Source organism: Pseudobdellovibrionaceae bacterium (genome assembly GCA_023898385.1).
In the GTDB taxonomy this organism is placed as follows: Bacteria; Bdellovibrionota; Bdellovibrionia; order Bdellovibrionales; family UBA1609.
Genome location: CP060220.1, coordinates 1592597 through 1607826, shown reverse-complemented (window position 1 = coordinate 1607826; position 15230 = coordinate 1592597). Strand labels below are relative to the sequence as shown.

At 47.4% G+C, this 15230-nt stretch carries 15 protein-coding genes; 11 read left to right on the top strand and 4 right to left on the bottom strand.

Going from position 1 to position 15230, the window contains the following annotated elements; translation table 11 throughout:
* Positions 1-3: 3 nt before the first annotated feature.
* The 3 genes from H6626_07135 (at position 4) to H6626_07125 (ending at position 2596) form a co-directional block, all read left to right on the top strand.
* Positions 4-753, top strand: a complete 750-nt coding sequence (locus tag H6626_07135; protein ID USN48854.1) for a triose-phosphate isomerase — start codon at positions 4-6, stop codon at positions 751-753.
* Positions 754-1103: 350 nt separating this feature from the next.
* Complete coding sequence (locus tag H6626_07130; protein ID USN48853.1) at positions 1104-1385, top strand: hypothetical protein; 282 nt, start codon at positions 1104-1106, stop codon at positions 1383-1385.
* Positions 1386-1393: 8 nt separating this feature from the next.
* Positions 1394-2596, top strand: coding sequence for a threonine ammonia-lyase (locus H6626_07125; GenBank protein ID USN48852.1), 1203 nt, complete (start codon positions 1394-1396; stop codon positions 2594-2596).
* A 61-nt stretch (positions 2597-2657) separates the two neighbouring features.
* Here H6626_07125 and H6626_07120 read toward each other — a convergent pair whose 3' ends face one another.
* Both H6626_07120 and H6626_07115 read right to left on the bottom strand, forming a co-directional pair.
* On the bottom strand, positions 2658-4154 hold the full coding sequence (locus H6626_07120) for a hydantoinase B/oxoprolinase family protein (GenBank protein USN48851.1): 1497 nt from the start codon (positions 4152-4154) through the stop codon (positions 2658-2660).
* A complete protein-coding gene (locus H6626_07115; GenBank protein ID USN48850.1) occupies positions 4151-5566 on the bottom strand; it encodes a hypothetical protein in 1416 nt (471 codons plus the stop codon). The genes H6626_07120 and H6626_07115 overlap by 4 nt, the downstream gene beginning before the upstream one ends.
* A 63-nt stretch (positions 5567-5629) precedes the next feature.
* Here H6626_07115 and H6626_07110 point away from each other — a divergent pair, with 63 nt between their 5' ends.
* Complete coding sequence (locus H6626_07110) at positions 5630-6718, top strand: histidinol-phosphate transaminase (protein ID USN48849.1); 1089 nt, start codon at positions 5630-5632, stop codon at positions 6716-6718.
* 6 nt (positions 6719-6724) lie between these two features.
* Here H6626_07110 and H6626_07105 read toward each other — a convergent pair whose 3' ends face one another.
* Positions 6725-7261: a hypothetical protein gene (locus H6626_07105; GenBank protein USN48848.1), complete on the bottom strand. Its 537-nt coding sequence runs from the start codon at positions 7259-7261 to the stop codon at positions 6725-6727.
* Positions 7262-8370: 1109 nt separating this feature from the next.
* Between H6626_07105 and cmk the strand changes: the two genes are divergently transcribed.
* The 7 genes from cmk (at position 8371) to H6626_07070 (ending at position 14116) form a co-directional block, all read left to right on the top strand.
* The gene (cmk, locus tag H6626_07100; protein USN48847.1) at positions 8371-9051 is read left to right on the top strand and encodes a (d)CMP kinase; all 681 of its coding nucleotides are present in this window, start codon (positions 8371-8373) and stop codon (positions 9049-9051) included.
* Positions 9052-9205: 154 nt separating this feature from the next.
* Positions 9206-11035 (top strand): 30S ribosomal protein S1, encoded by a 1830-nt coding sequence (locus H6626_07095; protein ID USN48974.1) that lies wholly within the window; start codon positions 9206-9208, stop codon positions 11033-11035.
* Positions 11036-11187: 152 nt separating this feature from the next.
* Positions 11188-12108 (top strand): signal peptide peptidase SppA, encoded by a 921-nt coding sequence (gene sppA / locus H6626_07090; GenBank protein USN48846.1) that lies wholly within the window; start codon positions 11188-11190, stop codon positions 12106-12108.
* A gap of 10 nt (positions 12109-12118) precedes the next feature.
* Complete coding sequence (locus H6626_07085; protein ID USN48845.1) at positions 12119-12691, top strand: HIT domain-containing protein; 573 nt, start codon at positions 12119-12121, stop codon at positions 12689-12691.
* On the top strand, positions 12691-13125 hold the full coding sequence (gene mce / locus H6626_07080; protein USN48844.1) for a methylmalonyl-CoA epimerase: 435 nt from the start codon (positions 12691-12693) through the stop codon (positions 13123-13125). Before H6626_07085 ends, mce begins: the two co-directional genes overlap by 1 nt.
* 7 nt (positions 13126-13132) lie before the next feature.
* Positions 13133-13891: a rhomboid family intramembrane serine protease gene (locus tag H6626_07075; GenBank protein ID USN48973.1), complete on the top strand. Its 759-nt coding sequence runs from the start codon at positions 13133-13135 to the stop codon at positions 13889-13891.
* An 18-nt stretch (positions 13892-13909) separates the two neighbouring features.
* A complete protein-coding gene (locus H6626_07070) occupies positions 13910-14116 on the top strand; it encodes a hypothetical protein (protein USN48843.1) in 207 nt (68 codons plus the stop codon).
* 14 nt (positions 14117-14130) lie between these two features.
* Here the strand turns inward: H6626_07070 and H6626_07065 are convergent, their stop codons facing one another.
* A complete protein-coding gene (locus H6626_07065) occupies positions 14131-15189 on the bottom strand; it encodes a L,D-transpeptidase family protein (GenBank protein USN48842.1) in 1059 nt (352 codons plus the stop codon).
* Positions 15190-15230 lie beyond the last annotated feature (41 nt).

The following is a 15230-nucleotide window of genomic DNA, read 5'->3' as shown; positions in this document are numbered from 1 at the left end:
ATTGTGCGAGAATTTTTGTGTGCCGGAAATTGGAAATTAAACAAAAACCCAGAAGCCACTCGGGCCTTTTTTGGGGAATTGAACTCAACGGCCACGCCCAGTGATTTGGCCCAGCTCGCGCTTTTTTTGCCAGCGACAAATCTGTATGTGGCCTCAGAACTTTTGGGTGACACTAGCGTGGGTTGGGGACCACAAAACGTATTTTGGGAAACTTCCGGTGCGTTCACTGGAGAAATCTCTGCACAAGTGGTGCATGAAATGGGTGCAACGCATGTGTTGCTGGGACACAGTGAGAGGCGTTCGCTGTTTGCGGAAACAAGTGAGCAAGTGGCAAACAAGGCTTCGTTGGTACAGGGGTTAGGTATGACACCTGTTGTGTGTGTGGGTGAGTCACTGAGTGAGCGAGAAAACGGTCAAACGATGGACGTGGTGTTAACTCAGGTGAAAGAAAGTTTGGCCCTAGTCAATTTTGATAAATCCGTTTTATTGGCTTACGAACCGGTTTGGGCCATTGGCACAGGTAAGGTGGCCACACCGGAGCAGGCCAATGAAGTTCACAAACATATTCGCCAATTTATTGAATCGTGGCAGGGCTCTAAAACAGCTGAAAAAATTCAAATATTGTATGGTGGCAGTGTGAAGCCCGACAATGCGGCCCAGCTTTCAAAAATGCTCGATGTGGACGGTTTCTTAGTGGGGGGAGCAAGTCTAGAAGTGGGCAGTTTTCTCAAGATTCTGCGCTCAGCCTATTAAAAGGTACCTGCTTCCTTTTGTGGCGACAATGCGTTAGGCAAGGTGCCCGCTTGAGGCACCTTGCCTAACGCATTGTCGCCACAAAAGGAAGCAGGTACCTTTTAATTTAGGGCAATTGCGTTAACCCCCTGAGATACAACGGGTCTTTTTAGTCAGCACCCTTAATGCGTAAAGTCATTATACAGAAAGCCTTGTTAAATCGGGCACTTGTATCAATTTTGTGTATTGCTGGATGAAGGTCTGTGATGGTATTCTATAAAAGAAAGCTTAAGAGAATGTCGAGCCTGAGGGAAGCGGGACCGGCAACGGGCAGAGTTGAAAATACCAATTTTTCTATTAAGAGGTGAAAAATGGATGAATCTGGCCGAGCCCCTAAGAGTAAGTGGTCCGTCGCGGGCGAAACAATTCCTTTTTCTGTGCACTTTCGTCGTTGTCACCACTGCGGCACACTCAATCAAAATGAAGCAGATAAGGTAGAAAAGTGTCAGCAGTGCGGACGAACACTGGCGGCCTTTCATTATTTCGATGAACGCCTGGTGCCCACGGTCAGCGACCGTCATTTAAGGCCCCCTCAAATGAAAAATCACTTTACCCCCATTCAGGGCTTGACCGTTTATTGGGAAAACTACTGAATAGGGCTATGAAAATCACCTTAGATAAGATTCAAGAAGCCCAGAAGAGAATTGCCAATATCGCTAATAGAACTCCGCTGGAGTTTTCCTCAGGCGTGAGTCAGCGGTTAGGTGCTGAAGTCTATTTGAAGTATGAAAACAAGCAACCTACTGGTAGCTTTAAGATTCGCGGGGCCTTAAATAAAATACTGCAACTTACTGAAAAAGAACGCGCCCAAGGAATCATCGCCGCATCGGCCGGAAACCATGCCCAAGGGGTAGCGTTTAGTGCCCGACATGTGGGAGCCACATCTCATATTGTCATGCCAGAGGGCTCACCCATTGTTAAAATACAGGCCACACAAAATTACGGTGCCAATGTCATTTTGGCAGGAAACTACTTTGATGAAAGCTACGCCTATGCTCAGGAACTGGCTAAAGAAAATGGCTACATCTTTGTGCCGGCATTTTCGGACCCTAATATTATTGCCGGTCAGGGAACATTGGGGCTGGAGGTCGTTGAAGATTTAAAAGATTTAGATTCTGTTATTGTTCCCATTGGCGGTGGTGGATTGATCTCGGGCGTGGCCACGGCAATTAAATCTCTATTGCCGAAATGCAAAGTGTATGGCGTGGTGGCAGAAAATGCTCCAGGTATGAAGTTGTTGTACAGAGGTGAACCCTACGATCGAAAAATGGCAAGGCCATCCATTGCTGACGGGATAGCCGTAAAAAATCCAAGCCAAGAGCTTTTTGATCACTACATCAAACATATGGTGGATGACATTGTTTCGGTGAATGAAGCTGAAATCGCTGAAGCCATCACATTTTTATTGGAACGTACAAAGACCATGGTAGAGGGCTCAGGTGCGGTGGGCCTGGCTGCGGCCAGCAAGGCGGGCTGGGACTTGGGTAAAAAATCTTGCCTGATACTTTCTGGCGGGAATATTGACCTTAATTTGTTGGCTCAGGTAATTGAAAAAGGGCTTTCCAAATCAGGAAGAATTGCAAGAATCGAAGTTATCGTCAGTGATCGCCCGGGCACACTAAATGAACTTACTGATATTATTGCCGAACAAGAAGCGAATGTCCTCGAGGTTCGGCATGACCGACTGAGTCCTCATGTTGAGATCAGACAAACGGCTATCGACTTCTTATTAGAAACAAAAGATGATCAGCATGTGGCATCTATTGTTGCCGCGTTAAAAACCGTGGGAGCAATTGTTCGCTAATCTTATAGCGGTTGAGCTTGTCTGGTGATCGATAGCCGTTGGAGTCAAGTCGGCATTCAGGCTAGGCATCGGCTCCGAACCCACCACCACCAGCAGACTTCACAGATACCACATCGCCGGGCTCTAAGTTGAGTTCCCCATGGGCTGAGAGTTTTTCAGGTTTTTTCCCCACTCGTTGAACAGTAATTTCTGCAGGATTTCCGTTTTTGCCACCATAGGCTCCCTCGGCTCCATGCAGGGGCATTGTCAGCTGCCAACGCAACACTGCGGGTTCTGTAACCTGAAGCGATTTAATTTCACCATCTCCGCCGGAGTATTTTCCGCCTCCGCCCGACTGAGGACGAAAAGAATAATTCAACGCCGTAATCGGGTAGAGAGCTTCCATCATTTCAATGCGCCGATCAAGATGGTAGCGGCGCCACATGCTTAAGCCTTTTGTTCCTTTATGATCTTTCGTGGCCGGCGAACCTGGAGAGAGTGTTTCATAAAACCGACGATCGTAGGCAAACTCCATTTCAAATGAACACTGAGAAATTCCTGGAAGAGCCACGTCATGAGAGCGGTCCACTTGGCTTAGCGCTCGAAGCACAAGGTTACCGATGAGGCTCGCTCCGTCAGTCATGCCTAAGTTCACCGCCTTAGGATAGGCTGCATTTACGCAAGCCCCTGTGGGAGCCGAAATATCAAACACCTGAAAGACACCAGAGTTGAGGGGCACTTTTTCATCCAGCGATGATAAAAATGCACCCACACAGGCCCCATATGTGGCTGTATCGGTGAGGTTCAGTATACTTGAGGGGTCTGTGCCATTAAAATCAAATAGAACTTTGCCGTCGGTCACTTCCAGACGCAGTTTAATTGTGGTTGTGGCATCATAGGGAAGGTCAATTTGACATTCACCCAGAGCCATTTCATGGATCTTATCCTGCATCAATCGATGGGAAGTTTTAAAATAGTCCTTCAGTGTCGTCTTGCTCCAATTGAACCCCAGAGCTTCACTCATAACCTTAAACTGCTCACCACAACGAGAGAGCTGCTCAATGGCTTTGCCCAAAACAGTTTCCAGTTCTGGGTGTGATAGCGGGTGTTCGCAAAGGGCACTTAAAATATGTTGGTTCAAACGCTCGTGAGGAGGTGCAAGGGGCTGATACAAGGGCGTGGGCGGTATACGAATGCCCTCATCATCAACGGATTGTGCCATGATCACTCGAGGTTTCATAGCAATGCGGTAGACCACAAGCAGATCCGCCGGGGCACCTTGCGGATTGTTTGCTCGATATTTTTTTTCATTAACCGACAGCCCCATGATCAATGTGTAGGAAGAGAGAATGGTGCCGCCGCTATAAGGATCGTTGGCAATCACAATCTCGCCGTCTTTAAGTTGCAAATACTGATGGGCTATTTGTGCAACGACTGGCAATGTCCCGATATCAGCCAGCGTTTCATATTTAATAAATAAACTTTCACCTTCGGGAGTCACTACGGCTGCAGCGGGAAAATCCTTTAGCAGATTTTCAAAAAAACACGGGTATTGGCAGTAGCGAAAACACTTATTCATAGGGAATCACCTGGGCGCGGGGTGTCCACTGAGTGCGAGAGGCACTCAGCAATGGCGAGATGTCCTGATTTCGCCTGGCGCACTTTAGGTAGGCGGGACTTCAATAAGGCAAAAACGGTGGGCGCCAGCGGACCGGAGACAGTCAGATCTTCCACTCCCAACGAATTGAGTTCGAAAAACAATTTATTGGCCGCACAGGTTTCAAACCATTCGGGCATATCCGTTTGGTCAAAAGATTCTATCTCGTTGGCCTGGCGTGAAAGCGTGAATAGAGTCTCGATCAGTCGGCCTCTCATGCCGTCTTTAATGTGTCGAGTAAACCCTTCAACATCAGGCAGTCGACTTTGAGCATTTAAAATATCAATCAGCGTTGGATTTAAACCGCGCCCAAAACACATGGGGCCAGGCTTATAACCACTTTCTTCAGATTTGTAGTTGGCGCTCCCCCAAAAGCTTTTGCCTATAACTTGAGTGGGCTGCACGCCCATTCTTTTGTGCAAGGGCCCCTTTAGTGCGATGGGACCGAGGGCATTGGTCCAAACGGAACTCATCTCGCCTGAATTATCCACTAGAATGAAGTCTTCAAGGCCGCAGTATAAGAGTGTGGACCCCTTGCGTTTTGAACTCATTTGAAAGTGTTTGGCAAGACAACTGGTTTGACCCATCAATGTGGAGAGCACCTCAGTATCGGCAGTTAGGGTCGTATCATCGTAGCCCCGATGAACAATAAAATCCGGCAATTGTGGCATCTGAGTCGAAAGCGATTCACGCAGATTAGAAAAATAGTCGTAAAAGGCGGGGGCTACATATGCATCGAGAATGGCCGCCCACCATCTTGCCTTTTCATCGCGATCCACCAGGCTGTCAAAGCTGGTGTGAACAATAAACCCTTCGTTTCGAAGGATTTCAGCCACTTGTTTCTCATGATCTGGATTCTTGTTGGAGTGAAGGAGGCCCACCGCCACATGTTTAACCTCGCTCATTTTCAATTTGCTGGCTATAAACTCCACTTCCGCGGCATCAAGCGGTTTAACCACTTCACCTTTGGGGCTTAAGCGTTCAGAGAGCCCAAAAACCAGATCCTGATTTAAGGGTGAGCGAACCCGTTTTGCGCTTATACTAAAATAGGAAGGCTGCACAGGGAGCGTCATGTCGAGCCAAGACTCAAAGCCAGCGGTGGTTAAAAAGGCCGGCGGAGTGCCGAGACGTCGATTAAGTATTTGACCGGCCAGTTTGGTGGCCACACGAAAACTGACAACCTCGTCGATTTTATTCTGCGTCAAAAAGCTGGCAAGCTGTTGGGGGAGTGGGCATTGCGGCAAATACCAGCGCTGGGATACAGTATGACCGTCTTGCGTGGCCGCCACTTCCGCAAAAGAGTCTCCAAGATTTAAACCAATTGACCACGTCATTCTAAGTCCTAATATGAAAAGCCAGTCTAACTCAATTTCCCGTTTAAGGAAAGGACGCATGTGGTGAAAGTCTCAGCAGAGATCCAAAGCCTAAAGCCATATATTCCCGGAAAACCCATTGGCGAGACTATGCGCGAGTATGGTTTAAACAAGGTGTATAAATTAGCCAGTAATGAAAACCCCTTGGGTCCAAGTCCAAAAGCCGTTGAAGCTGTTAAAATGGCCCTATCCGAACTTCATAGGTACCCAGACGCCGCTTTTTTCGATTTGCGTCAAACCATGTCGAAGTACTACGACGTGGCCCCTGAATTTTTGACTTTCGGCAATGGGTCCAACGAATTGATTGATTTGCTCATTCGAATTTTTTGTGAGCCGGGTGAATCGATCTTGACTTCGCAGGCTGCATTTATTGCCTATAAGATCTGTGCGCAAGCGGCTCGCGTGAACACCATAGAAACTCCACTGACAACAGGGATGCGGTTTGATCTTAAAGCAATGTCAGAAAAAGTGCAGAGTGGTGTGCGATTGATTTTTATTGCCAATCCGAACAATCCCACGGGCACCTATGTAACGGCAAAAGAGCTCGATGAGTTTTTGATGTCGTTGCCCAAGGAGGATCCGCCACTTGTGGTTTTAGATGAAGCTTACTGTGAGTTTGTGCGGGCCGCTGATTACCCAGATAGCATCAACATTGTAAAACGCCATTCCAACGTGATTGTTCTGCGAACGCTGAGCAAAGTATATGGACTTGCGGCACTTCGCGTGGGCACCATGGTGGCCCATCCGGAAGTGATTGATTTTGTAGATCGAGTCAGAAATCCATTTAATGTGAATTCTCTGGCGCAAGTGGCAGCCATAGCGGCAGTGACGGATGCGCAGTTTTTAACTGAGGCGCAAAAAGTGAACTGGCAGGGGCTAGATTACTTTTATGACGAGTTGTCAAAAATGGGGCTAGAGCACTGGCCATCGCAGGGCAACTTTGTGTTGTTAGATTCAAAACTTGATTCTTCGGAGTTACACGAGCAATTGCTACAACAAGGTGTGATCTTGCGTCCTGTTAAAGGCTACGGACTTCCCACGCACATGCGCATGAGTGTGGGTTTGCCAGAAGAAAACCACGCGGCCATTGAAGCCTTAAAGAAAGTTTTGTAGGTTTCCTTAATCAGATAATTCGTTTAAAAGTTTTTCTGAGTAGGAGTTTATCAGATCCGGCAACTCCGCAAAATACTCTGGTGTATAGTATTGCTCAGTAATTTCCTCACGATCAAAGGCCTCTTTTGCCAAAATGGCAAGAACCCGTACGGCTCGAAAATCTCTTTGGCCATGCAACCCCAAAAAAATCTGGTCTTCGTTGTCCGAGACAAGATTGCCAATACCGTCAACGAGGAGGATCAAAGGGGTCAGTGGCACAGAGGCGGCAGCAATTAGATCTTGGTTAGAAATTCGGCGCCAGAGCTCATCAAAGGGGAGTGCAAACTTTTTTGTTTCCCGCCCAACAGAGTCCAGTTCAACAAATTCAATGGTTTTTGCAGAGCCTCCAGGCTCATAAATAGTGACCAAAATTTGGTTCTGATCGCTTGTCGGTGAGGGCCGCACCACAAGGGTCTGCGCCAAAACCGGCCCGCTAAAGGTAATCAAGCTTATCGCAGCGATTAATATCTGAAGTCGGATTTGCCGAAATGATCGTGTAAACATGAGCTCTCCTTGATATCTTCACCATCAGGCATGCAAATCCATGCCATTCCATCGTTGAATAAGGCCGGGCCAGAAATGAAAAGATTTTCCAAGGGTGTCATTTTTTGTCGTTATGCCGGAGCTCCAATTGGTAAACGGCGAATTGGATTGCATCAGCGTTGTGTTTTGCCCCGTTGCGCCGGTAAAAGGACCCGAGTCGACTGCGTTGTGAGTGCAGGTTGTTGAGTCAAAGTAAACGTCATTTAAAATTAGCGTACCGATCTTGAATGCAACCACACAACCCTTACCGTAGTTGCCAGAGACTGTGCCAGCATTGGACTGACCACAAATTATTTACGATGTTATTGTCAGTTCTTGTTCACCGTATCCATTCATTGGTTCACGTTGAAAGGCTGCTATCTTTTGCGGAAAATATTTCGGATGATGAAAAAATTGTCTTGATGGTTATAGCGGACAAGATGGTTGAACTTGGCGATAGAAGATTTAATTTATTGATAAAAAAATTAAAACAAAGACGTCAGCAAGTTTCCTCCATTCCGGAGATCCACTCTCAGCCCTATTTTATAAAAAAATGAGGTCTAGATCCGAACTTTCTTAAGTTTAAGATCGAAGTACCTAAGTATTTCGAGCAGCCCGAAAAAAAATTTTACAGCCTCAAGGGAATACTCGACGCAAACCCCTGGTTAAAAGTGCGAGCTCTCGTTGGCGCCAACTATAGGGCGGACTTAATTTATCTCAAGTTCTCTGGTCGGGTTGAAACTCCTGCTGAAGCTTTAAAGGTTTTGTCTTGCTCGAAGGCCACTGTCTACAGGTTGTGGGACTCTATTTCTCACGTGGAGACTTTAGATAGACTTATTGCTTAGCCACCACGTCATGATTTAAGTCAGATTAAATAATTTTGAGGGGTTCCAAGTTGCAATCATCCGCTGTGTGATGGGAATTCCGTGTCACCCGAATCCTGTCGGTTCTTAGCGACCAATCTGCAACTCCGGGGCAACGGGTCGGCCCGTCCCTCAACACTAATGCTTTCTGGAGCCCCAGGCTTTGACAACAATCCCGCTGGCGAATTAAGTTAAGGCCCAAACTCCTAACGGCTAAGGTTTGGCATCATGGTTCAGAAATCAAAATACACATCCTATTTGGTGACGATTGATGGCCCCGCAGCCTCAGGTAAATCCACCGTCAGCCGCCAGATCGCAGCCCAATTCGGTTGGGAGTGGGTGTCTACCGGCGCATTTTATCGGGGTCTGGCTTATGTAGCTCAGCGCCTTGGCGTGGTCCTGGATGATGAGCGGGCCTTGGCGGAGCTGGCCGAGTCAGACCGCTGGAGTGTGCAATTGGGTGCCGATAAGACCAGGGTTTTTTTGGGCAAAGAAGATGTGTCCTCGGCCATTTATGGTGAAGACGTGGGGGCTTATGCCAGCAAAGTAAGCCAGTACCCGTTGGTCCGATCGAGCCTGCTTGAGGCGCAAAGGCAATGCGCTGTTGGCGTTCGAGGCCTTGTGGCAGAGGGGCGAGATTGCGGCACTGTGGTTTTTCCGCAAGCGCCGGTGAAAATTTACCTGACCGCCCACCAAGAAAGTCGGGCTCAGCGGCGGGCTGAAGAGAAGGGGGAGTCCCTTGGCGCCACATTAGAAGCCCAGGTGCAGCGCGACGCCCAAGACAGTCAACGCCAAGCGGCGCCGCTGCAGGTGCCGGCAGGTGCAACGGTGGTGGATACCAGCGAGCTCACCCTGGAGCAGGTGGTGGCCGCGGTTCGTGAAATCGTTGAAAAAACGCTTAATCCTTGATCTGTCAGGGTTTCTCGTTATGGCTCAAAGTGTAAATTACCTTTGACAATGTTTCTCTAGCTTCTATAAACAGATTCAACCTTACCAACAAGTGAGGAATTCATCGGAAAGTGCAGGCTGACGTGCGCTTTCCCCAAGGAGGTATTGATTGAACATGGTAGACAGTAACCGTTCGCAAAAATCAAAAGCGCAGATCGCGCGTGAGCAGGTTCTCGCGATTTTAGACGAGGCCGATAAGGAAGTTCCAGATAATCCAGGCCAGGTGAATGACACCGCAGCCGGTGAAGATTTCGCTAGACTATTTGCTCAATCTGTTGGCGAACGTGATTTTAACGTCGGTGATGTGGTCTCCGGCCGAGTGGTTGATGTGCAAGAAGACTTTGTGCTTGTAGACATCAACTATAAAAGTGAAGGTCTGATCCCGATCGGTGAATTTAGACTGGTAGAAGGCCAGCGCGACATCAGAGCTGGGCAAGAAGTTCAGGTATATATTGATAGAATTGAAAATGAAAACGGCATGGTCGTGTTGTCAAAAGACAAAGCCGATATGCTACGCGCTTGGGACGACATCTCAAGAGCTGCTGAGAACGAGGAAGTCATTGAAGGAACAGTGATTGCAAAAGTTAAAGGTGGCTTGAGTGTTGATATTGGAGTGAAGGCATTTTTGCCGGGAAGCCAAATTGACCTCCGTCCCGTGCGGAACATGGACAACTTTATTGGTAAAACATTGAAGTTCAAAGTGATTAAGTTCAACAAGCGACGAGGAAATATCGTTCTTTCTCGTAGAGCCCTTCTTGAAGAGGAGCGCGAAGCTCTTCGAAGTCAAACACTCGACACAATGAAAGAAGGCTCTATCGTTCGCGGTCTTGTGAAGAATATCACCGACTACGGTGCATTCGTTGATCTTGGCGGTATGGACGGTCTTCTGCATATCACTGATATGAGCTGGGGCCGAGTGAAGCATCCGTCAGAAGTTCTCAACGTGGGTGACGAAGTTGAAGTGAAGGTTCTTAAGTTTGATGAAAACAAAGAACGCGTCAGTCTTGGCTTGAAGCAGCTTTCAGATGATCCATGGAATATCGTGATCGAGAAATACCCTGTGGGCCGCAAAATGAGCGGCAAGATAGTGACGTTGGCTGATTACGGTGCCTTCGTTGAGCTTGAAGATGGAATCGAAGGTTTAATTCACGTGAGTGAAATGAGCTGGACGAAGCGAGTGAAGCACCCGTCTCAAGTGGTCAATGTGGGCGACGAAGTGAATGTCATCGTGCTAGAAGTGGATGCTGAAAACCGACGTATTAGCCTTGGTATGAAGCAGCTTCAGCCAAACCCATGGGTTGAACTGAAAGGCACTTATCCTCCAGGAACCATCATTGAAGGTGAAGTGAAATCGATCACTGACTTTGGTGTGTTTATCGGTATCGAAGAGGGTATTGATGGATTGATCCATATTTCTGACTTCTCTTGGACTAAGCGCGTGAACCATCCTTCAGAAATGTTCAATAAAGGCGACAAAGTGAGAGCCGTTGTATTGGGCGTGGATATCGAAAATGAGCGGTTCAGCTTGGGCTTGAAGCAGCTAGAAGATGACCCGTGGGCAAACATTGAAGATCGTTTCCCCATTGGCTCTCAGCATGAAGTGAAGGTTACAAAGACAGCTGACTTTGGTGTGTTTGTTGAGTTGGATCAAGACATAGAAGGTCTTATCCATATTAGCGAGCTCTCTACGAAGCGCGTAGAAAAGCCAGAAGAAGTGGTTAAAGTGGGTGACACCATTAAAGCCGAAATCATGACCATCGACAAAGATGCCCGCAAGATTGGCCTCAGCGCGAAACTTGTGACATTGCGTGAGCAAAAGGCGGATGTGGATGATTATGTGAAAAAGGCCACAAGCACTTCTAAAACAAGCTTGGGTGAGCTTTTCGGCGATGCTCTAAAGGATGCTGCGGCACAACCAGCTGAGGCAAAATCCACAGAGGACTAATCTCCAATCGAATTTAAGTTGGAAAAGGGAGTCTTAAGGACTCCCTTTTTTTTTGCCACGGGGTTGCGAAAATCAACCGTACTTAGACACGGGAGTAAAATCATAGTTATAATCAGCGGTTGACGTGGTGACGAAGATGGAGAGTGTCGATCATGAAAAAATTTTTGCTCAATACCGTTATGATATTTGCGATTATCTCATTTGGGGCTTTTTTGTTGGCCATGGGGTCCATCATCGGAAAGCTTCAGTTTGAACATAAAATCAAAGTTCCTGAGCCATCAATATTGTCTTTAAAGCTTGAGGGGATCATTGGTGAGCCCAGTCGGTTTTTAGAAGACTTGCGATATTTTCGAAAAGACGAAAACGTAAAGGGCATTGTGATTCACATCAACTCACCAGGTGGAGTTGTGGGGCCAAGCCAAGAAATCTATGCCGAGATCAAAAGAACGCGCGATGAATTTCAAAAGCCCGTGGTGGCTGTATGTTCAGCGGTGGCCGCAAGCGGAGCCTACTATGCCGCCGTCGCCGCCGATCGCATCGTAACTAACCCAGGAACTATGTTGGGTTCTATTGGTGTGATCATGCAGTTTGCTAATCTTGAAAAACTCTATGAATGGGCGAAGGTGGGACGGTATGTGGTTAAAACCGGAGCCTATAAAGATTCTGGTGCGAGCTATCGGCCCATGCGTGAAGATGAAAAAGAGCTCTTCCAAGATTTAATTGACGAAGTGCAGGTGCAGTTCAAGCAAGCCGTGGCTTCAGGGCGAAACCTTCCTGCGGATTTGGTCGATAAATATGCCGATGGCCGGGTGTTTACGGGAGAGGCGGCAGTCAAGTTGGGTTTTGCTGATAAAGTGGGCACCTATTTGGATGGCGTACGGGTGGCTGGTGAGCTATCAGGGTTGGGTGACGATCCTGAGATATTTGAACCACCAGAGAAGCACGCGAGTTTTTTTGAAACAATGGTTGAAGGCCAGTTTCAAGGAAGTTTGGCCAATCGCGTGGAGGGATGGCTCAGTTTAAATTTGGTGGGTAAACCTCTGTACTTGCTCCCAGGAAGCTTAGGGAATTAGAGTAAAACATATGGGTTCTAAAAAAACAAAGACCACTGGTGAAATTAGCGGGTCGCCCAATGTGTCCACCAAAGACATTTGGCCGCAGGAGCGAGACTATATGACTCGACCTGATCGATTCAAGTACGTTCGAAAGCTGTTGAAGCCAGACGGTTGCGTTTTTTGCAATGCCCGCGAGGCAGGAGTCTCCTTTGAGAGTTTGTGTCTGTACCTCGACGATCAGGCCATGGTGATTCTTAATAAGTTTCCCTACAACTCAGGGCATCTGTTGGTGTTGCCCCATCGACATTGCGGTCGGCTGGCGGATCTGTCGGCTGAGGAATACGACCATTTGAGTCGGTTATTGCTGTTTACTGTGAAAACGGTAGAGAACATTTTTGAATGTCCAGGGTTCAATGTGGGATTGAATCATGGTTCTGTGGCCGGAGCTGGAATCCCCGAGCATCTTCATTGGCATGTGATTCCCCGTTGGCACGGAGATACTAATTTTTTTCCAGTGATTGCAGAAACCAAAGTGCTGCCAGAAACATTGGAACAAACTTATGAACGTTTGAAAGACTCTTTTAGAGAGGTCCATTTGTAATGTTTGATCTGCCGATACAATACGCCTTTGATCACGTGGGAATTGCTGTAGCCTCATTGGCTGAAGGCAAAAAGTTTTATGAAGCTTTAGGTTTTAAAGAAATGCACGTGGAGGAAGTGGTCACCGAAAAAGTTCGAGTGGGCATGTTTGAGCTGGCCAATCAGGCCCGCATTGAGCTTTTAGAGCCAATGTCAGAAGACAGTCCCGTGGCAAAATTTTTGGCTAAGCGAGGCCCAGGGGTTCATCACTTTTGTTTGCGAGTGGCTGATATCAATGAGGCCATTTCAAAGTTAGTGGCATCAAATATTCGTTTGATAAATGATATTCCGCGCCCAGGGGCCCATGGTTGCCAAGTGGCATTTGTTCACCCGTCAGCGGCAGGCGGTGTCTTGGTCGAGTTGAGCCAGCCTCCGAAGGGAGAAGGTCTTGCGTAATTATGCAATGCAACCGGCGCCGGTCACTCCAATGGTCAAAAAACTGCTGATATTAAACGTGGGTATTTGGCTGTTGCTTGTAATTGGTCTGCAGGAGCTGGTTTTACATTCTAGGGTGGTGTTTGAGTATTTTGGCCTTATTCCAGACTCGACAGTGTTTCGCTTTTATTTATGGCAGCCATTTACTTACATGTTTTTGCATTCGGGATCAGAGATTTTTCATATCTTGTTTAATATGCTGCTACTTTGGTGGCTGGGGGCTGAGCTCGAGCTTCGATGGGGTTCTCGCTTTTTTCTGACCTACTACCTCGTCTGTGGAGTGGGTGCTGCAGTGATTTATACCGTGGGAGCCATTCTCTACTTCTGGTTAACCAATCAGGCCTATGTGCTTGGGGTTCCTGTAGTTGGGGCCTCTGGAGCGGTTTACGGGTTATTGTTGGCCTACGGGATGATCTTCGGGGATCGAGTCATGTATTTTATGATGATGTTCCCCATGAAGGCCAAGCATTTGGTTATGATATTGGGGGGCATAGAGCTTGTGACCCTGTTGTCATCGGGGCCCACGGGGCCAGTAGCCACCCTTTGTCACTTGGGCGGCCTGGCCACGGGTTTTTTGTATTTACTGTATTTGGCGCAAAGGCGGGGCGGTGGCAGTGCGGGTCGCAAAAAGCCCAAGCGCAAGTATGGACGGAAGCTTCGATTGGTGGTAGACAATGATCGCTTGGGCGATGATCAAGGCGATCGTCCTCCGAGGTACTGGAATTAAAACGAGGTGAGGAGACCTATGAGCCTACGCAAACATTTGGATAAACTAAAATTTGATAAGAGACTCATTGCCTTCAATGTCCGACAGGGTCATATCACCGATGGCGATTACAAAAAACACAAAGAGAGTCTTACGGATCTTTCTGACCGTGTTGAGAAAATGGCCATTGAGTTCACAGACTCTCCATTTATGGGATCATACCGAGAGCCCGAATCCATGAACTAAATTTGATATTTTTTTTACAGATTTTCAGCCGTGCTGCTAGTTGCAGATTGCTGATGGGCTACAACTTCATCATTTTTGATTTTCACAGGTGACCAGATCTCGCCAAGAATTTCGAGACTCTGTTGGTTAGGGCCTGTCACGAAAAGTTGTTTTTCTCCGGTGTCATTGAGCCGATCAGATTTGTATTTCTGCAAAAACCGAAAGAAAACTTCAGAGTCATTGGCCAATATTATGGGATGTTCGACTTTGACCTCTATAGAACTGTATTTTTCGTTGAGAGATTTTTTGTAGCGGCGCCATTGAGCCTTTGACATATTATTGCCCCGAAACTTCTCACTATAGAAAGTCATATAGCTATCTAGGTCTTGGCTTTGCCAACTGAGGCGCCATCGGTCGAGCCAACTTTGCAGGGTTTGTTGCTTTTGAATTCTTTCTTCAGGGAACACATAAGTGACATTGTGCTGGACAACTATGGGAGTATTCGAAAGATCAATGTACTTGCCAACAGTATCGATGACGGCGTTCCTTACGACCAAACAGCCTCTTGAGCCTCGGTTTAATGACTTTGACTCAGGAATCGCGTGCAACCATATTCCAGACCCTGATTTGCCCTGAAGTAAGTCAAAAAAGTTCGGGTAGTTCATGGTGAAAGCCCGCTTGCCGTACTCATCAAAATTAAGGGACTCACCCTCAAGCATCTCTTCAAAGAAGTAGATTCCCTCAGGGGTTTTTTTGTCGCCAGAGACGAGTTTGTCGCCTTCAGATCTTCCAAAATCCATGGGGTAGGCTGATACAAAATGAAGCTTGTCCTCTTGCTGTTCCCACACAGACAGTGTGCGTTGGCTTTTGTCTGCAAGTAAAGCAAAGCGGGAGGCATATTGTTTGTTGCCAAGCCGCAATAAACTTGTAGGGACCAGTCCCTTGGGTGGTATCACAGCTTCAGGGTCTGACTCTATTGAGAGGGGTGCCTCGGCCGCTTGAGATGGCGGGTCTTCGGCCAAGGCTTGCGAAAGCCCCATCCCTTGCGCAGCTAATAGTGCATAAATCAATAATTGGCCAAATAATAAACCCATAGGACCATTTAAATGAGAGGGGATGGTAGAAGTCAAGAAGT

Bases quoted from the DNA above. Each gene is read 5' to 3' on its own strand.
- H6626_07130 (USN48853.1), top strand. From the start codon at position 1,104: ATGGATGAATCTGGCCGAGCCCCTAAGAGTAAGTGGTCCGTCGCGGGC.
- H6626_07125 (USN48852.1), top strand. From the start codon at position 1,394: ATGAAAATCACCTTAGATAAGATTCAAGAAGCCCAGAAGAGAATTGCC.
- H6626_07120 (USN48851.1), bottom strand. From the start codon at position 4,154: ATGAATAAGTGTTTTCGCTACTGCCAATACCCGTGTTTTTTTGAAAAT.
- H6626_07115 (USN48850.1), bottom strand. From the start codon at position 5,566: ATGACGTGGTCAATTGGTTTAAATCTTGGAGACTCTTTTGCGGAAGTG.
- H6626_07105 (USN48848.1), bottom strand. From the start codon at position 7,261: ATGTTTACACGATCATTTCGGCAAATCCGACTTCAGATATTAATCGCT.
- cmk (USN48847.1), top strand. From the start codon at position 8,371: ATGGTTCAGAAATCAAAATACACATCCTATTTGGTGACGATTGATGGC.
- H6626_07095 (USN48974.1), top strand. From the start codon at position 9,206: ATGGTAGACAGTAACCGTTCGCAAAAATCAAAAGCGCAGATCGCGCGT.
- sppA (USN48846.1), top strand. From the start codon at position 11,188: ATGAAAAAATTTTTGCTCAATACCGTTATGATATTTGCGATTATCTCA.
- H6626_07085 (USN48845.1), top strand. From the start codon at position 12,119: ATGGGTTCTAAAAAAACAAAGACCACTGGTGAAATTAGCGGGTCGCCC.
- mce (USN48844.1), top strand. From the start codon at position 12,691: ATGTTTGATCTGCCGATACAATACGCCTTTGATCACGTGGGAATTGCT.
- H6626_07075 (USN48973.1), top strand. From the start codon at position 13,133: ATGCAACCGGCGCCGGTCACTCCAATGGTCAAAAAACTGCTGATATTA.
- H6626_07070 (USN48843.1), top strand. From the start codon at position 13,910: ATGAGCCTACGCAAACATTTGGATAAACTAAAATTTGATAAGAGACTC.
- H6626_07065 (USN48842.1), bottom strand. From the start codon at position 15,189: ATGGGTTTATTATTTGGCCAATTATTGATTTATGCACTATTAGCTGCG.